The 18,408-nt window shown below is 63.7% G+C and carries 14 protein-coding genes; 3 read left to right on the forward strand and 11 right to left on the reverse strand.

Annotated features, from left to right (window positions below; all coding sequences use genetic code 11):
• Positions 1 to 4 precede the first annotated feature (4 nt).
• The 5 genes from bamA to GY769_05550 form a co-directional block, all read right to left on the reverse strand.
• Positions 5 to 2,452, reverse strand: coding sequence for an outer membrane protein assembly factor BamA (bamA, locus tag GY769_05530; protein MCP4201380.1), 2,448 nt, complete (start codon positions 2,450 to 2,452; stop codon positions 5 to 7).
• 54 nt (positions 2,453 to 2,506) lie between these two features.
• Positions 2,507 to 4,933 carry an ATP-dependent Clp protease ATP-binding subunit gene (locus GY769_05535; GenBank protein MCP4201381.1) on the reverse strand — a complete coding sequence of 809 codons (2,427 nt, stop codon included), beginning with the start codon at positions 4,931 to 4,933 and terminating at the stop codon, positions 2,507 to 2,509.
• A gap of 45 nt (positions 4,934 to 4,978) precedes the next feature.
• Positions 4,979 to 5,569 (reverse strand): ABC transporter ATP-binding protein, encoded by a 591-nt coding sequence (locus GY769_05540; protein ID MCP4201382.1) that lies wholly within the window; start codon positions 5,567 to 5,569, stop codon positions 4,979 to 4,981.
• A gap of 80 nt (positions 5,570 to 5,649) precedes the next feature.
• Positions 5,650 to 6,822, reverse strand: a complete 1,173-nt coding sequence (locus GY769_05545; GenBank protein ID MCP4201383.1) for an FtsX-like permease family protein — start codon at positions 6,820 to 6,822, stop codon at positions 5,650 to 5,652.
• A gap of 20 nt (positions 6,823 to 6,842) precedes the next feature.
• Positions 6,843 to 8,471, reverse strand: a complete 1,629-nt coding sequence (locus GY769_05550) for a lysine--tRNA ligase (protein MCP4201384.1) — start codon at positions 8,469 to 8,471, stop codon at positions 6,843 to 6,845.
• 145 nt (positions 8,472 to 8,616) lie between these two features.
• On the opposite strand from GY769_05550, the gene GY769_05555 reads away from it, so the two are divergent.
• Complete coding sequence (locus tag GY769_05555; protein ID MCP4201385.1) at positions 8,617 to 9,450, forward strand: purine-nucleoside phosphorylase; 834 nt, start codon at positions 8,617 to 8,619, stop codon at positions 9,448 to 9,450.
• 33 nt (positions 9,451 to 9,483) lie between these two features.
• Here the strand turns inward: GY769_05555 and GY769_05560 are convergent, their stop codons facing one another.
• Positions 9,484 to 11,007 carry a hypothetical protein gene (locus GY769_05560; GenBank protein ID MCP4201386.1) on the reverse strand — a complete coding sequence of 508 codons (1,524 nt, stop codon included), beginning with the start codon at positions 11,005 to 11,007 and terminating at the stop codon, positions 9,484 to 9,486.
• A gap of 46 nt (positions 11,008 to 11,053) precedes the next feature.
• Here GY769_05560 and hpt point away from each other — a divergent pair, with 46 nt between their 5' ends.
• A complete protein-coding gene (gene hpt / locus GY769_05565; protein MCP4201387.1) occupies positions 11,054 to 11,599 on the forward strand; it encodes a hypoxanthine phosphoribosyltransferase in 546 nt (181 codons plus the stop codon).
• Position 11,600: 1 nt separating this feature from the next.
• Positions 11,601 to 11,978: a RidA family protein gene (locus GY769_05570; GenBank protein ID MCP4201388.1), complete on the forward strand. Its 378-nt coding sequence runs from the start codon at positions 11,601 to 11,603 to the stop codon at positions 11,976 to 11,978.
• Between the two features lie 101 nt (positions 11,979 to 12,079).
• On the opposite strand, the gene GY769_05575 is transcribed toward GY769_05570, so the two are convergent.
• From GY769_05575 to GY769_05595, 5 genes are all read right to left on the reverse strand, one after another.
• On the reverse strand, positions 12,080 to 13,303 hold the full coding sequence (locus tag GY769_05575) for a low specificity L-threonine aldolase (protein ID MCP4201389.1): 1,224 nt from the start codon (positions 13,301 to 13,303) through the stop codon (positions 12,080 to 12,082).
• Positions 13,304 to 14,121: 818 nt separating this feature from the next.
• On the reverse strand, positions 14,122 to 15,048 hold the full coding sequence (ftsY, locus tag GY769_05580) for a signal recognition particle-docking protein FtsY (protein ID MCP4201390.1): 927 nt from the start codon (positions 15,046 to 15,048) through the stop codon (positions 14,122 to 14,124).
• A 30-nt stretch (positions 15,049 to 15,078) separates the two neighbouring features.
• Positions 15,079 to 15,444: a hypothetical protein gene (locus GY769_05585; protein ID MCP4201391.1), complete on the reverse strand. Its 366-nt coding sequence runs from the start codon at positions 15,442 to 15,444 to the stop codon at positions 15,079 to 15,081.
• A 30-nt stretch (positions 15,445 to 15,474) separates the two neighbouring features.
• Positions 15,475 to 17,223 (reverse strand): HD domain-containing protein, encoded by a 1,749-nt coding sequence (locus GY769_05590; GenBank protein MCP4201392.1) that lies wholly within the window; start codon positions 17,221 to 17,223, stop codon positions 15,475 to 15,477.
• Between the two features lie 84 nt (positions 17,224 to 17,307).
• Positions 17,308 to 18,399 (reverse strand): 3-dehydroquinate synthase, encoded by a 1,092-nt coding sequence (locus GY769_05595; protein ID MCP4201393.1) that lies wholly within the window; start codon positions 18,397 to 18,399, stop codon positions 17,308 to 17,310.
• Between the last annotated feature and the right edge of the window lie 9 nt (positions 18,400 to 18,408).

The raw sequence follows: 18,408 nt of genomic DNA on the forward strand, positions 1-18,408 counted from the left end.
GCTCCTAGAACGTGGTGCCGATACTGAATTGAAACTTCCGAAACCGATCGTCCGGGTACTCATCCGGATTGAGGGCGTAGATAAACCGCAGCGGAGCCCCGAAAATCGGCACCAGAACTCGCAACTCCACTCCCAATGAGTGCCGCATCAGCGAATAATCGAAGGACTGATCCTTGGCGAAGACCCCGCCGAAGTCGGCGAAAGCCAGCAACCGGAACGGTCCGCCAAGGACGAAATGATACTCCAGATTCATCTGAAGAAAAGTCTCGCCGCCGAGTGGCCGCCCGAACTCGTCGAGTACGGTGTTGCCGTCTTTGTCCCGAACCCAGAGCGTCCGCGGCTGGAATCCCCGGATCGAGTTCTCACCGCCCAAGAAGAAACGGTCCAGCGAGAACAGCGGCCGGTCGCCCAGAGCTTCGATGTAACCGGCCTCCACGTTCAACCCCGCCACCGTGTGCAAGCCCTCTCGAGTCACCGGCAGGTAGATGTTGAAGCCAGCCCTGGGCCTGATGAAATCCGTGTCTCCGCCGAGGAAGTCCCCCGCATACTCGAGACCGATGTTGTAGCTCCGCCCGCGCGTCGGCTCGAAGCGGCTGTCCCGGCGATCGAAGCTGTGCGAAAGCCGCAAAGAGGAGACTCTCCGATCGGTAGTGAGGTCGATCGGTCCGCTGACGCCGTCAATCTGCTGCTGATCGAGCGAGTCAAACAAGCTGTAGGAAAGTGACAGGTTCCTGAACAGGCCGAGGTTGCGGCCATAGGTCAGAGTGCCGCCCTTGGTCTCCTGCCGGATCCTCTGCCCCACCAGAAAGTCGAAGTCCAGCTCTCGAAGAAACAACTGGATGCCCACCGATTGTGGGCGATCCAGGAACCAGGGCACGAAATAGGACAGATCCAAGACGTCCTGCCGGCCGCCGGATTGGACGCTGACGCCCAGGGTCTCCCCCCGGCCCATGAAGTTCCTCGTCCGGAAAGAAAACGTTCCGAAGAATCCGTCCAACTCACTGAAGCCGGCTCCGAACTGCATCTCCGTGCGATCGCCTTCGGCGCCTTTCACCGTCAGGTCTACCGTCTTGTCTTCGTTGTCGACGTCGATCTGCACCGGATCGTTATCGTCGACGGTGAAGTACTCGAGCTGGCGGATCCGCAGCAGGCTGTTCTTGAGAGCGCCGGAGTTCATCACCATGCTCTCCTGCAGACCCATGGAACGGCGAAGAACCTTGTCTCTGGTCTTGCGGTTGCCCTCGAACTCGATCCGCCCAACCGTATAGCGATCGCCTTCCGTCACCTTGACGACCAAATCGGCGGTATCCTCGGTGACTTCCTCGATTTCGGTATCGACGCGGGCGTAGATGTGCCCGGAATTCTGATAGACGTTGTTGATCGTCTCGACACCTTCTTCGATGATCGTCGACCTCAGCCAGCCCCCGTTCGGCTTCGGGAACTGCGCCCGCAACAACTCGGGCTCGAACTTCTCGGCGCCTTCGACTCGAATCTCACCCAGGCGCCACCGGTTGCCTTCCTCCAGAGGCACCGTCACCACGAGCCGGCGGCGCTGCTTGTCCGGATCGGTCGCGTCCGGACGGGTCGCCTTGACCTCCGCCTTCGGGTCCCCGACGACGACGTTCTTGTAACCGGCTTTCTTGTAGCGCTTGCGGACTTTCTCGAGGTCCTCTTCGAGAGTCGCCGGCTTGTAGACGTCCTTCTTAAAGACCCTTGCGATCGGTCCGCTCTCCTTGGTCTTGCGCATGGAGAGCTTGAGGAGCCGGTCGCTGAAAACGGTATTGCCCTCGAAGTCGATCTCCGAGATCCGGATCTTGTCGCCCTCGTCGATCGTGTAGGTCGCTCGCCGCTCGGTTCCGCTCACGGTCTCGAGCTCGTAGACGGCTTCGGCCAACCGGTAACCCTTCTCCTTGTACAGATCCTCGATGAGAGCCTTTAGACGATTGAGCTCTCCGAGATTGAGCGGATCGCCTTCACGAACCCGGACGTTGTCCCGAGCGATCCGGTCCGCGATATCGCTGCGGCTGACGCGCTTGAGGCCGACGTACTCCACCGAGCGCAGAATGGCCCGCTCCCTTACCGACACCACCAGCAGGACGCCGCCGTCCACCGCCGAGGCTTCGGTGGCGATGTCGTCGACGAGCTTCTTGTCCCACAGATCGTGAATCTTGCGGTTGAGGGCGGTCGGATCGTAGACCTTACCGGCCGCGATCTCGAGGTAGAAATCGAGCGTCTCCGGGGCGAGGCTGTCCAGCCCCTCGTAGCGGATCTCGCGAATCGGCTTTCCGGCCAGGCCCTGTGCGAGCGTGAGGCCGGGAATCAGCCCCTGCGCCAGAAAGCAGAGTCCCAGGATTAGTCTCGGTAGGAGCCGCGCCGTTGGTGACTCCCAAGGTGCCGATCTGGCTCGGCCGAAAGCTCTGGCGATCTTAAACCCCGAAGAACGCAACTGCATGATGGACATCATCCAAGCAAAACCTGAGCCAGAAGCGACGGGTCGGAAAACGGGCTAGGTCTCTTCTCCGACGGGCTCGCGCATGCGCTCCTGGAAGTCGAGCTCGTCTCCGACAACGGACACTGCGACCTCCTCGACGGAGCCGCCCGAACGCGCGATCAGGATCTCGGATACGGCATCCTGAACATGCCTCTGGATTGCTCGCCGCAGCGGACGAGCGCCCGTCGAGGGATCGATGCCGGCCTTGTCGAGGAGCCAGACCTTGGCTTCCTCGGACAGCGTGACCGAAAGGCCTCGCTCGCCCAGCGTGGCATTGATCTCGGCCAGGAGAATGTCGACGATGGCGCGCAGCTCCTTGCTCCCGAGGGGCCGATACACGATCAGCTCGTCAAGGCGATTGATGAACTCCGGACTGAACGTTCGACGCAACTCGCCCAGTATCTCTTGCCGCAAACGATCGAAGCTCTGCTCCTCACTGGCCTCGCCGAAGCCCATACGGCCCCCACTGGCCACCAGCTTGCTACCGATGTTCGAAGTCATGATCACCAGCGTGTTTTTGAAATCCACCTTGTTGCCGTAGGCGTCGGTGAGCATGCCGTCTTCGAGTATTTGAAGCAGCAGGTTCGCGACGTCGGGATGCGCCTTCTCGATCTCGTCGAAAAGCACCACCGAATAGGGCTGTCGCCGAATACGCTCGGTCAGTTGGCCACCCTCGTCGTGCCCCACATAACCGGGGGGCGATCCGATCATCTTGGAGACAGCGTGCTTCTCCATGTACTCGCTCATGTCGAACCGCACCAGCGCCTGCTGGCTGCCGAAGAGGAACTCCGCGAGCCGCCTGGCGGTCTCGGTCTTGCCGACGCCCGACGGGCCCAACAAGATGAACGAGCCCGCCGGTCGCTGCGGATTGCTCACGCCCAGGCGGGCGCGCCGAATCGCCCGGCAGATTGAATCCACCGCGTGATCCTGGCCAACCACCCAACGACGCAGCGACTCCTCCATGTTCATCAGGCGCTCGGCCTCGTCGCTGCGCAAGCTCGAAATCGGAATGCCCGTCCATGAGGAAATGACGTCCTCGACGTCCTGAGGAGTCACCACCAAAAGCCCTGCCTCTTCGGCCTGACCGCTGACGTTCTCGAGATCTTCACGCAGCTCGATCTCGCGCTCTCGCAGGTAGACCGCTCGTTCGAACTCCTTGTCCGAGATCGCGGTCTTCATCTCGGCCACGACATCCTGGATCTCGCTCTCCAAACGGCGCACGTTCTGGGTGTCCCGAACGCGCCGCAGCTTGACCTTGGCTCCGGCTTCATCGATGACGTCAATCGCTTTATCGGGCTGTTGCCGATCGCTGATGTAACGGCCGGATTGATAGATCGCAGCACGCAGCGCGGCGTCGTTGTAGCGGACCTTGTGAAAGGCCTCGTAGCGGGTCTTGATGCCTTCCAAGATAGCCAGGGTTTGTTCATCGCTCGGCGGCTCTACCTGAATCGACTGAAAGCGGCGCAGGAGCGACCTGTCCTTCTCTATGTAGCGCCGGTACTCGGTCAGCGTCGTCGCGCCAATGCACGAGATCTCACCGCGCGACAGCGCCGGCTTCAGAATGTTGGCTGCGTCGAGCGAACCCTCGGCCGATCCCGCACCGATAAGCGAGTGAATCTCATCGACGAAGACAATGACCTCTTGGTTCTCCTGCAGCTCCTTGAGGATGGCCTTGAGCCTCTCCTCGAACTGTCCACGGTATTTGGTTCCGGCCACGATCAGTGACAGATCGATCGCGAACAACTTCTTCTGGGCCAAGAAAATCGGGACCAACCCCTGAACGATCCGCTGTGCGAGGCCTTCCACGATCGCCGTCTTGCCGACCCCCGGCTCACCGAGAAGAATCGGGTTGTTCTTGGTGCGGCGAGAGAGAATCTGGATAATCCGCTCGACTTCAGCCTCACGCCCGATGAGCGGATCGAAGACGCCCTGAGCGGCCAGCAGCGTCAAATCGCGTCCAAACTCGGACAGCACCGGCAGCTCTTTCTTCTGCAGGCTGGCCTCTCGCTCCTTGGCGATCGCCACGACCTCACTGCGGACCTTCTCCAACTCCAAGCCGTGGCGCGAGAGCAGCCTCATCGCGACACATCTTTCAACCCGGAGAATGCCTATCAGAAGATGTTCCGAGCCGACGGTCGAGTGGAGCATGCTCTCGGCCTCGTGCGAGGCGTAGGCGAGGATCTTCTTGGACTCTTCCGACAGCGGGAGCTCCGCGGTCGACGAGATCCGCTCGACGAACACGCGCTCACCTTCGATCTCCCGCCGGAGATCGTCGGCTTTGACCTGGAAGCGCTGGAACAGCTCCCCGACCGATTCTTCGCCCTCTCGAAGGATTCCTAAGAGGATGTGCTCGGACTCGATGACGCGGCTGCCCAGCTTGCTGGCTTCGTAGCGCGCGAAAAATAGGGCTCGGCGTGCTTTTTCGTTGTATTTCTCGAACATTCGACGAGCACTCCAAGGCCTCTCAAACGATTCGATTCGGACCGCTTACTCGCGCAGTACACCCTTCTGCAACGTCAAAACTCTACCACAGCGCCTTGCTATTTCCCGGTTGTGAGTGACCACCAAAGCGGTCGTCCCGCGGCGCTTCTGAAGCGCCACCATCAGCTCGAATACCTGCTCGCCGATCTCCGGATCCAGGTTCCCGGTCGGCTCGTCCGCAAGCAGCAGGGGCGGCTCCAGTAGCAGAGCCCGGCAGAGCGCGACCCTCTGCTGCTCGCCGCCCGAGAGCTGTGACGGGAAATGGCCCGCGCGGTCGGCCAAGCCGACCTCGTCGAGCAGGCCCGCGGCCTTCGCCTGCAGGGCTCCACCGCGCAAACCCGCGATCCGCCCCGGCACGAGAACATTCTCGAGCGCTGTGAAGTCGGCGAGCAGCTCCTGAAACTGAAACACGAAGCCAATGGTCCGATTCCGGAAAGCGGCCAGCTCTTCGGCGTTCATGGCGGCCAGATCGGCGCCACCCACTGAAATCGAGCCGCTGTCGGGTCGATCGAGAGCTCCGAGTAGATGCAGCAGGGTCGATTTCCCGGTTCCGGATTGCCCGACGACCGCCACCGATTCGCCGGGCTCGACGGTCATGTCGACTCCGCGCAAAACCTCGATCCGGCGCTCGCCGTCCCGATAGGCCTTGAAGACATCGCGAGCGACCACGGCCACGGTCAACGGTGAAGAACCTCCACCGGCCGCAGCGAAGCGGCCGATCGCGACCCCAGAGCGGCAGCGAGAGCCGCGATCGCCAGGGCGCTGGCCATCACCAGGAATACATCGCCGGGCTCGACTTCAAAGGGCACGTGGTCGAGGAAGTAGACGCTCGCCGGAAGCCGGAGCAACTGATACCGGCCCAGCAGCCACGCCAGCAAGGCACCGACCGAGCCACCGACCGCGACTCCGGCAAGCCCGAGTGCGCCGCCGAGCAGAACGAAGGACCGGGTGATTGTGCGCCGGGTAGCGCCCATGGCGCCCAGAATCCCGATCTCCCTGCGCTTGCTGGCGACGATCAAATGAATATCGGAGACCAGGGCGAGGGCCGCCACCAGGACGATCAAGAGCACAGCCAGAAACATCAGCGTCTTCTCCAGCCGCAGCGCGAAGAACAGAGCCTGGTTCAAGTCCTGCCAGGAACTCATCCGCAACGCGCTCTCGTTCTCGACCCGCAACCGCGCCACGAGAGAAAGAGCCGAGCTCAGGTCGCCGGTCTCGACCAGGACCCTGTATTCAGAACGCCCCAAGAGTGCCTCGGCCGCGGCCAGCGGCAAGGCGATCCTGTTCCGTTGCTCGGTCACGCCGCTGTCGAATGAGTCGGTCACCGCGAGCCGCACGACCCGAGGCTGAGGACCGAGGGGGGTCAGAGTCGGCCTGCTGGAGGCGATCTCGACGACCTCCCCCGGCTCCAGAATCCAGGCGTCGGCCAAGGAGTCCGGCACGTAGAGCCCGTTCGGGCGACCCTCGGCGCCTGGGAAGATCACCGGCACCGGGCCTTCATAACCGAGCATGGCCACCGGCCGAATGCTGCCGCGATGAGCTATCCAACCTGCCCCCCTCGCCGTGATCTGAGCCGAGCGCACCTCGCTCATCGCAAGCAGCCGGCCCTGGAGCGCCGCTGCCGCGACGCGGTCCGGAACCTCGATCTCGATCTCCGGGGTGCGCAGCAGAATCTCGCGACGCAGAGCACTCTGAAAACCCGCCAGAGCGCTGAGCGCAAGAATCAACGCGGCAACTCCCACGGCGATCCCGCCTGCAGCCACAGCGGAGAGAAACGTGACGAACGAGTCTTTGCGCCCGCTCTTCAGGTAACGGACAGCCAGAACCACCGGCAGCGGCGATCGGGTCACCTCTCCGAGACTCCGGAAGATCAATCCGATTCCTCGGACTCCACGGGTCCCTCGGAGCTCTCCTCCGCCAACGCCTCCAGGAACTCGCTTGCCTCGGGCTTGAGGAGCGGAAAGAGAATGACATCGCGAATCGAAGAGCTGTCGGTCAGCAGCATGGCGAGCCGGTCAACGCCGATCCCTTCGCCACCCGCCGGCGGCATACCGTGCTCGAGGGCCAGTACGTAGTCCGCATCGTAGCGGTGAGCTTCCTCGTCACCGAGCTCGCGCGCCTGCAGCTGAGCCCGAAAGCGCTCGGCCTGGGTCTCGGGATCGTTCAACTCAGTGAAGGCATTGGCGATCTCCATACCGCCGACGAAAAGCTCGAAACGCTCGACGAAGCGCGGGTCGTCGGGACAGGCCTTGGCAAAGGGCGAGACAACGACCGGGTAATCGGTGATGAAGGTCGGCTGTACGAGACGGTCCTCGACCGTGGCCTCAAAGAGCCTGATGAGCAGAAAACCGTACCAACCGTCCGGCACTTTGACATCCGCATGATCGCGCTCGAAAGCCATACGGGAGCCGCAGGTCAGAACCGGGTGGCTGGGATCGGACACCTGCGCCGGCCAGGGAATCTCGCGCTGCGAGAGCTCCCGCGCGATGTCCGCGGGGTGGTCCAGCTGGCTGTCATCGATCTGCTCGTACTTGGCGATCGCTTGGCGAACCGTGTAACGAGGCCAGGGCGGCATGACCTCGATGCGCTCGCCTTTCCAGATCAGCGCCGGCTCGCCCAAGAGCTCCATCGCCAAATCCGAAATCAGGCGTTCGGTGAAATCCATCAGCTGCAGGTAGTCCGAGTAGGCCCAGTAGAACTCCAGCATGGTGAACTCTGGGTTGTGCTGGGTCGAGATACCCTCGTTGCGAAAGTTGCGATTGATCTCGTAGACGCGGTGGATTCCTCCGACCAAAAGGCGCTTCAGATACAGCTCGGGCGCGATTCGCAGATATAGGTCGAGATCGAGAGCGTTGTGGTGCGTCATAAAGGGCCGCGCCGCCGCTCCTCCGGCAAGCGTCTGCATCATCGGCGTCTCGACCTCGAGAAAGCCCCGCCGATCGAAGACGTCGCGCAGATATCGAATCGCGCGGGCACGAATCTCGAAGGCCCGGCGTGACTGGGTATTGCCCAAGAGATCGAGGTACCGCCTGCGGTAGCGGGCCTCGACCGCGGCCAGGCCGTGCCACTTCTCGGGGAGCGGTCTCAGCGCCTTGGCCAGCATCGACACGTCGGTGGCGGCTAGGGTCAGCTCGCCGGTTCGTGTGCGAATGAGCTCGCCGGTGACGACAGCGTAGTCGCCAAGGTCGAAATCCGCTACGAGCTCCGCCGCCCGTTCGCTCAAGATCGTCTTGCGCGCCATGACCTGAAGCTTGACCCCGTCGTGCAGATCCAGAAAGGTGGTCTTGCCATGCTTGCGCAGCGCCGTGATCCGGCCCGGGACTCGGAGCACCAGTCCCGCGTGCTCGAGCTCCTCAGCGCTTCGTTCGTCGTATCGTCCGTGAACCTCCGAGGGCTCGAGGTCGTACTCGACGCGACTCGGGTAGGGCTCGACCCCTTGCGCGCGCATCAGATCGAGCTTACTGCGGCGGTTCTCCATCTGCTGATCGAGTTCGGACATGTCGCAAAGGGACAGCGCCCCTCGGGCCGCCCGGGTCGATTCTATTTCGGAAGCGAGGAACACGCACGCTTCACGGGGGCGGGTTTCCCTCCATCGAGACCACGGCGCCGGGAAGGCGCGCTCGACTGCTACCATTCCCACCGACATGGAGCGCCATCTGGAGCAACTGCACGCCGCCCGTCAGGCCTGGCAAGAACGTGGCTGGCCGGCGCCCGACCTGCTGTTGGTCTCTGGCTCCGGACTCGCCGTCGACCTGGCCGGGGCAACCAGGCACCAGGCCGACCTCGAGGAGGTCGTCCCGTTTCCGGTGCGCGGAGTTGTCGGCCACCCGCTCGAATTCCAGATGCTCGAGCCGATCCCGGGCAGGTTCGTCGCCTACCAGCGCGGCCGGGTCCACTCGTACCAGGGCTATGACGCCAATGAGACCGTCTTCGTCGTGCGGTTGGCTGCCCTGCGGGGCGCAAAGAGGCTGGTGATGACCAACGCCGCCGGGGGCGTGCACGCGAGCCAGTCGGCGGGCGAGATCGCGATCATCGAGGATCAGATCAACCTGATGGGGCTCAATCCGCTCAGGGGCGAGCTGCCGCCGGAATGGGGACCGCAGTTCCCGGACATGCTCAACGCGCATGACCCGGAGCTCGGAGACCTCGCCGCTCGGGTCGCCGAAGAGCTGGATATCCGATGCTCACGCGGTGTCTATGCGGGCTTCGCCGGTCCCAGCTTCGAGACCGCGGCGGAAGTCGACATGGCTCGCACCTTGGGCGCCGACCTGGTGGGGATGTCCACGGTGCTCGAGGTCATTGCGGCTCGGCACCTGGGAGTCCGCTGTCTTTGCTTCTCGCTGATCGCCAACCTCGCCGCCGGTGTAACGAACGAAGCCGTGGACCACCTCAAGGTTTTGGAGGCCAGCGAAGCGGCAGGGGGCCGGCTGGGAAGGCTGCTGACAGAGCTTCTGACCCGCGAGCGTCTGTACGAATAGCCCCGCAATGCCGGTTGGCTTCTGCGACGCTCCCTAGCGCCGCCGCAGGGTCTCGTTTACGAGAAGCCAGAGCCCCGAGTACTCGCGCATCAAGTGCATCTTCGAGAACTGCAGCTCGCGCACCTGGGGTGTCTCCTGGTCCGCCAGCCGCATCTCCAGAAAATGCCCGAACCTGCGCAAGTAGAGGTCCCCGAGCCGCAAACTCGCACCGGCGTCCAGGAAGTCGACCTTGCGGCCGCCCGAGCTGGCCTCGATTCCGACACCGTGCAGCCGGTCTACAAGCAGCCTGATCTTGCGCCGCAGGCTCGAGGCCGCGAGGAGAAACTGCTCGAGCTCCGTATCGCAGGTCGCACCGCTCGAAAGCCGTGCGAACGCCTCTATCTCCCGATGCCCGAGCCGGAAGTCGAGCAGCCGAGAGTCTAGGCCGCTGGTCCTGTCTGAACCTCGATGGGTCTCCCGAAGAGCCTCTACCAGATCTTCGAAAAGCGACCCGAGCAGGTCCCGCTCGGCTGCTGTGGCCAGGGCGTTCTCAGCCGCCAGCACTCCGCCCGTGGCCAGCTCTCCGTCCGGGTCCGCGGTTTCGTCAAATGCGATACGCCCGAAGATATCCCTCACCGAGTTCTGAATCTCGGCCATTGTGTCCAGCCGGAGCGTGCCACCCTTGACCTGTTTCTTGAAGCTACCGACCTGGTTGTGGAGCTTCGAGACCGGCTCGGCCAACTCTCGGCCGAGAAGCCCCTGCTCCTCCAGCTGAGAGACTCTCTCGTAGTCTTCGAAGATCTTCTCCTGGGCCTTCTCGGTGAGCTCATCGACGCGCGCGGAAACTGCCAGATTCGTACTCACGATCATGGGCAGAATGGACTTCTCGACGATCAACGCCCCGAGGCCGTGCTTGAGGCTGCGGTAATGGGCCACCAGTTCGCGCTCGGCAAGCACCTCGAAGCTGCCGACCTGCTCGATCTCGTTGCGGACCGCTTGAATCAGCTTCATCCTGTTGGCGATCTTCTGAGGATCGCTCGGGGCGGGTACCTTCACGTACTCCGAAATCCCGCCCAGGACTCTCTTCAGCCGCTCATGATCACCACCGTTGGCGGGATCGGAGATGGCCTCGCCCAGTCGACTCAGCAGGTAGTCGACCTTGTCGGCACGCTCGGGCCACCAGTCACGGCCACGCTGCGCCTCGAGGTAGAATCGAATCAACTCGATGAGAATCCGCTCGTCCTGAGTCTTCACCCTCTGAAAGAACAGGCGAACGAGAGACGGCGAGATCCTCCTGTCCTGCTGATCGAGAGATTCGGTCAACTGGCCCAACCGCCGCCGCGCCTCCTCGAGCTCCTCCACCACGGGGGGGATATCGAGGTCGTTGAGCCGCAGCGAAACCTGGCGCAGACTCTGGTAGAGACTCTGGAAGTCCTTGGTCCGATCGTCCAGATCCTCGCTGCCGAAGAACTTCCGAAGCCCGAGCAGGAAGCGGTGAAAGGTCCAGCTGGCCCTGTAACGGCGGGACAGCTCTCGGTACAGCTGATTGACGGGGTTGACTTCGTCAGCTAGAACCATGTTGAATCCGAGCGGTCACGCAGCATTCTAGAGGATGGAGTAGTCAATGGACAGATCGCCGCCACGAGTATTGATATCCGAGGACGAGCTCCAGCATCGCATTGCCGAGCTGGCGGCGGAGATTGATCGTGACTACCAGGAGGAGGAGCTCCTTTGCATCGGAGTTCTGAAGGGCTCCGTGTTCTTCATGGTCGACCTCCTGAAGAAGGTCACCGTACCGGCCAAGATCGATTTCCTTCAGACCTCGAGCTACCGGTCGGGAACCACGCCCGGCGAAGTGCGCATTAGGAAAGACGTCGACGTCGCGATTCGGGGCAAGCACGTCTTGATCATCGAGGACATCGTCGATACCGGCCATACGCTGAGCACGGTGCTCGGGCTATTTCGCTTCCGCGGCGCCAGCAGCGTCAGGCTATGTGCCCTCCTCGACAAGCACGAAGCCCGCGAGGTTCCGATATCCGTGGATTACTCGGGGTTCAAGATCGACAACGTATTCGTGGTCGGCTACGGGCTCGACCTCGACGAGCGCTACCGAGAGCTTCCTTACATCGGTGTCTACGACAGCGACGATGCACAAACCCAGGAGGGCTGAGATGGATTTCCTTCATTCGGACGCGGCTCCGGCGGCCATTGGGCCTTACTCACAGGCGATCTCGGTCGACGGCTTTCTCTACACCTCCGGTCAAGTGGCCCTCGACGCCAGCACCGGCGAGCTGGTCGGCGAGGACTTCGAGACTCAGGCACGCAAGGTCCTGAGCAACCTCGAGGCGGTGTTGAGCTCGGCGGGCTGCGCCTTCTCGGACGTGGTCAAGGCCACCGTGTTCGTGGTCGACCTGGCCGACTTCCCGCGGCTGAACGAGCTCTACGGCGAGGCCATGGGCAATCACCGGCCCGCACGCTCGACGGTGCAGGTGGCGGGCCTGCCCAAGGGCGCGTTGGTCGAGATCGATCTGATCGCCAAGCTGCCGTAGGCGGTGTAACGGGCTGGCTCGGGCGGAAAGGCCGCGCGCCGCCAGGTTCGCGCTTCGGCGCCGCTCGGCAGAGCAGCCGGCCAGGGGCCGCCGTCGAGGCTCTAGCTTCGCAGCGCGTTCGCGATGCGATCGATCGCTGTGCCCATGGCTTCGCTCCCGACGTCGCGATGGGTTACGAATCGAACCCGCGCCCAATCCAGGGCCACCGTCAGGACTCCACGATCGGAGAGCGCGGCAACCAAGCGCCCCGCCGCGTCGCCCTTTCCCTCGACTTCGACGATCACGATATTGGTCTCGACGAGGCGCGGATCGATCCCGACTCCCGGCATCTGGGCCAGGGACTCGGCCAGGCGCCGAGCCCGAACGTGGTCTTCCACGAGACTGGCCGCTCCGCGCTCGAGCGCGACCAGCCCGGCCGCGGCGAGAATTCCTACCTGCCGCATACCACCGCCGAAGAGCTTACGGACGCCGCGAGCGGCTTCCACGAACTCTCGCGAGCCGCAAAGCATCGAACCGGCCGGAGCACCGAGGCCCTTGGACAGCGAGAACATCGCCGAGTCGAAGAAGTGGGTCAACGTCGCGACCTCAACCCCCAAGGCGGCGGCAGCATTGAACACGCGGCCACCGTCCAGATGAACCGGGATTCCCCGCCGGCGGCAGACCTCGACGACCTCCTGCTGCGGCTCGGCGCCCCCGGCGAGGCCGCCGGCGCTCATCGCCGCGTTCTCGAGCGAGACCAGACCCGTCGGTGCGCGATAGACCGCGTCAGGAGCGATCGCCGCCTCGACCTGTTCGGCGCTCAGCAGCCCTCGCTTCCCCACCAGCGGTCTCGGCATCAATCCGGAGAGCACCGCCATTCCGCCGCGCTCAAAGTGAAAAACATGGCTCTCGGCCTCGCAGATCACCTCACTACCTCGGGCAGCATGTACGTGGAGGGCGATCTCGTTGGCCATCGTCCCCGACGGCACGAAAAGGCTCGCCTCGTTTCCACTCACGCGAGCCGCCGCCTCCTCCAGGCGAATCACCGTCGGGTCCTCGCCGAAAACGTCGTCGCCCACCTCGGCGACGGACATCGCCCGGCGCATCTCGTCGTCGGGACGGGTGACCGTGTCGGAACGCAGATCGACGACCGCGCCGCTCAAGACGGCTCCACCCCGGCCCCGGGGCCCAGGTACTCGAGCTCGAGCTTCGCGAGTCGGAGCGACTCCCGGCGATTGACGAACAACTCGATCTCGCGGCCGCTCTCGGCGGTCACCTCCCGCACCAGTCCGAGATTGCCGGACCGGACTAGATCCTCGATGTCGAGCGCCTCCCGATCGGTCCATCGTGCCGCTCGATAGAACGAGAGACTCTCGTCGACCGAGCCACGAGTCCTCTGAATCAGCTCGGCGATCAAATGGAGACGGGTCGCGATATTTCGGTTCTTGAGCGCGCGCCCCGAGCGGCCGCAAACCGGCCTCTCCAGGAACGCGGCCAGGCCGGCCTCGTTCGCCCAGCGCGAGAACTGGCAAACATCCGGCGGCGCGCCGTGAAAAAGATCCTGGTAGCCGCGCCGGTTGGTCAGGTCGCCCAACTTGCGCCGGTCTGCCGACGACAGGTTCGGGACCGTCGCTTGAACCCCCGAAACGCCGGCGCCGGCGAGTCGCTCGAGCCCCTTCCGGCAGATCTTCTCATCCGAGGTCAGCCCTGGAATCAAAGGCCAGCAGCAGTGAATCCCGGCTGGAACCGAGTCGAGCGCAGCGAGCTTCGGCGGCAGGAGCGCGGGCGTCAGATCCAGGACCGGGACCCCCCCTCCGGCCTCGATCTCCTCGCCAGGCAGGAACTGAACAATCGGGTCGGCACCGGCCTCGACCAACCGCTCGCGCAGCTCCTGGCGCCACCAATTGAGGACCGCGCCGACCGGTGGCAAATAGGCTACGTCGACGAGATCGGCCAGATCCACCGGTCCCTCGAGGGCGGCCGTCGACTCTCCGGTCTCGACGGCGTTGTTGACCAGCTCCTCGCGGGCAAGGTCGAGCCACCACCCACCCGGGCCTGGCCAACGCCTGGGCGCGTGCACGATCCAGCAACGCAGCGGCTCGGGAAACTGCTCCTCGAATCGGACATTCGACACGAGTCGAGTCTACCGTGGGGTGACGTTGAATCAGCCGATCAGCGCCTCCGCGAACCGACGCGGAACAAACTCGACCAGGTCCGCCGCGCCTTCTCCCACTCCGAGATAAAGGACGGGAAGGCGGAGCTCGCGCGCGATCGCCACCACCACCCCACCCTTGGCCGTACCATCGAGCTTGGCCAGCAGGACGCCCGTGGCCTCGGCGGCGTCCACGAACTCGCGGGCCTGAACCACCGCGTTCTGGCCCGTGGTTGCGTCGAGCACGAGCACCGTCCGGCGATTCCAGTCGGGAGCCTCGCGGTCGATCACGCGCTTGATCTTCGCCAGCTCCGCCATCAAGTGGTCTTTGGTGTGGAGGCGGCCGGCCGTATCGATAATGATCTCGTCCACCTGGCGGGCTTTGGCCGCTTGTAGTGAATCGAAAACCACGGCTGCCGGATCCGCACCCGATGCTTGCTTGACGACGTCAATACCCAGGCGCTCGGACCATACTGCAAGCTGCTCGATGGCGGCGGCGCGAAAGGTGTCCGCGGCTACCAGCAGAACTCTCCGTCCGCGCTCTTGCGCGTGGTAGGCGAGCTTCGCGGCGGAGGTCGTCTTGCCGACGCCGTTGACACCGACCAGCAGGGTCACCAGCGGTCCATCGGGCACCGCCGGAGGCTGGGGGGCGTCGAGAAGTAGAACGGAAAGGTGATCGGTCAACCGCTCTTTGAGCTTCAGGAGATCCCCGCCCTCGAACCGCCGCGCGTCCTGGCGCACGTTCGCGACCAGCTCGAGCGAGGTCTCGACTCCCACGTCGGCGGCGATCAGCGCTTCCTCGAGCATCTCGAGCGTGGTGCCGTCGATGACCGCACGGTCCTGAACGGCGGCCTCCAACCGATCGAACATCTCGGTGTGGGTCATGAGGAGCCCGCGCTTGAGCTTGCTCCACAGACCCGAGCTCTTCTCCGCGACCATAGTAGGAAACCTCCCCGGTGAGACGCCGAGCTAGCTGAACAGCTCGCGCTCGAGGTCGGCGACCGCGCTTTTCAGATAGCGACGAGCCACGCCGGTCGATGCCGGAGACGACTGCAAGAGCACGAGGTAATACTCGTCGGGCAGGCACACCGCATGGACGTTCACGTCCCCTTGCCGAAGATGGATCAGGTCGGGATCTCCGAGCTCCGTCGGCTCAAGCAGGGTCCTCGCCTGGCGCAGGCTGATACCGAAGTAGGCGCCGAAGATCTTGAGCTCCTCGGGTGAGTAGTCCGTGGTGGCCACCTCAATGGTCTCGCCGGAATCGTCGAGAAACGCGACCGCGACGGCCCCGGGCACCCGTGCGAGAAGGTCCGCTAGAACATAGTTGAACGGCATTCGCTGGAGCAGCTTCGTGGGCAGACTGGGCTAGCCACCGACAGCCAGGGCCTCGGCCGGTGCCTGTGGAACTTCGGCCGTGATCTTCCGGACCTGAACCTCACCGGCCTTGTAGGCCTGGAGGAATGCGCTCACCACTTTGGCGTCGAAGCGTTGTCCGGCGAGCTCGGTGATTCGCTTGACCGCGAACTCCGTTTCATAGGCCCTTTGATACGGCCGATTCGTAGTGATGGCGTCGAACGTGTCCGCAATGCCGATAATCCTCGCCATCAGGGGAATCTTGTCGGCCAGCAACCCATCGGGATAACCGGCCCCGTTCCAGGCTTCGTGATGCCATCTGATGGCCGGGATCATCTCGCGCAGCTGTTCGATTCGCCTCATGATCTCGGCGCCGATAACCGGGTGGAGCTTCATCTGCTCGTACTCGTCGTCGGTGAGAACGCCCCCCTTCTTGAGGATCCGATCCTCGATCCCGATCTTGCCGACATCGTGTAGCAGCGCCCCCACCCACACCCGATGCTGCATGTCGGAATCCAGACCGAGGCGCTTGGCAATCGTTCGGCTGTGAGCCGCAACCCGTTCCGAGTGGCCGCGGGTGTACGGGTCCTTGGCGTCGATCGCGGCGACAAAGGCGCGCATTGATCCGATGAAGAGCTCGCGGTTGGCCTGTGCCGCCTTCTGAAGGCGCTCGACATACCCCTGCACGTGCTCGCTCATCTGATTGAAATCGCGTCCGAGCTGCTGAATCTCGGAGCCGACGCCGGCGACCTCGACCCGTTTGCCGAAATTGCCGGTCGCGATCTCGTGGCTGGTCTCGGTCAGCTCCTGAATAGGCCGGCTGATCCTGCGCGAGACCCACGCCGCCAGGATGGACGCCAAAACGATCAAGACTGCCGTCGAGAGAGCGGTCTGAAACACCATCTGTCGTGCCGCACCGAAGGCGGTCGCCGCGGGCTTCTGAACCACCACTCCCCAGCCGGGCTCGGCGACCGGGCTGACCCGCCCCAGCATCTCGTGTTCCTTGCCGCCGATCTCGAGCGGGTACTCGGCGGTCAGATTCAGCGGCACGTTGACGAAGTCACGAACCAGGTCGGCGTTCGCGATGGCCCGATCCACCTCCTCGGTGGAGCCCTCCGACCAGAGGACCCGACCAACTCGGTCGATCAAGAACACACCGACATCACCCTGCGCCTGCTCCTCGAAGAATGCGGCCAGCGAGCCCACCTCGACGACCCCTTCGAGGACGAGATCCCGTTCAGGACCAAGTGCCAGAGCGACCACGGCCGCCGGTCGACCCGAGCCGGGATCGGTAACGAACCGGTAGGCCAGGCGGTCGGAATCGGAAAGGTCACGAAAAGCTCCTTGAAGTGCCTCCAGCCCTTCCGCCGAAACCGGCGCCGCCGCAAACTGCGGTCCGGAGCCGGCTTGATTCAAGAGCCGCATGACCAGAAAACTCGGATGCGCCTCCAGGAATGCGGCCACCCGCTGCTGCAACCACGGTGAGGCCAACTGGCCATCGATGCCACCTTCCGCCGGCAGCGACATCATGGTCTCGCCGAGCTGCCGCAGTTGATCCCGAGCCGTGGCCAGGGAACCCGAGAGCTCGACCGAGAGGAACTGCGCCGAGCGCGTGAGATAGCTCTTCTCCTGGGTTTCGAGAATGTCGCGATTCTGGCGAACGAGAAGCAGGCTGCTCACCGCCAACGGCACGATGCCCGACAGCAAGAGCGTCAAAAGCACCAGGTGCCTGAGCGGGAGTCTTGACAGAAAGTTCTTCATCAGGGCCTGATAGATGGTCCACGCCCACAGCGAGACCAACAAACTGAACTGGATCCCGAAGCGGCTACCACCGCTGCATCTATTCTAGGAACCCCCGAGAAACGACGCAAGTTGACGTTCCACGGAAGCCATCGGGATCACCACCACTTCGGCACAGCCGATTCCGAGGGGCAGCACCCAGCCGAGTCCCGATTCGCGCGCCTTCTTATCCCGTTGCATCGCCTCCAAGACCGAGGCGGGCGTCAAGTCGGGAAGCTCTGGCAATTCCAGTCTATCGAGCAGCACTCGAATCCGCCTTGCATCCTCGGGCGCCAGGTCTCTCTGCTCGGCGAGGGCCACCGCAAACATCAGCCCGTGCCCGACCGCATCGCCGTGCCTGAGCTTGCCGTGCCCGACCACCGTCTCGAGTGCATGCCCCAAGGTGTGTCCCAGATTGAGCAGCCGTCTTTGGTCACCCTCGCGCTCGTCGGCAGCGACCACCTCGACCTTGACCTCGACGGCGCTCCGAACCGCACGAGCCAGAAGATCGGCATCCCCCGAAAGCAGACCGTCTAGGTTCGACTCGATCAGCTCGAACAGCGACTCGTCGGCCAGGATCGCCGCTTTTACGATCTCGAAGATCGCCTGGCGTGTCTCTTCAGCCGGTAGCGTGCTCAAGTGACTCGGGTCGCAGATCACCCAGCGCGGCTGGTGGAAGAGACCTACCGAGTTCTTGGCCTCGGGCAAGTTGACACCCGTCTTGCCGCCGATCGCCGCGTCCGCTTGCCCAAGCAGGGTCGTGGGAATCTGGACGTACTCGATACCGCGGAGGAAACAACCGGCGGCGAATCCTCCGACGTCTCCGACCGTTCCTCCGCCCAGCGTGATCGCCCGGCTGTCTCGCTTTCCTCCCCCCACCAGCATCTCGCGAGTCAACCGCTCTACGGTCGTCAGGCTCTTGGCGCTCTCTCCGTCTGCAACCTCGAGCTCTACGACATCGACCGCATCGGCCACCAGATTCCGTAGCGAATCTCGGTGGAGTCGGCGCACCCGCGCCGAGCTGATCACGAAAAGCCTCCGGCCAGCCAGCCATGGAGAAACCTCCGAGGCGGCGTTCGCCAGAGCGCCCGCGCCGAGCCAGATGCGGGTCGAGCCGCCCCGATGAACGAGGTCGAGGTGTTGGGGCGCCTCCGTCATCTAAGCTCG

This window comes from bacterium (assembly GCA_024224155.1).
In the GTDB taxonomy this organism is placed as follows: domain Bacteria; phylum Acidobacteriota; class Thermoanaerobaculia; order Multivoradales; family JAHEKO01; genus CALZIK01.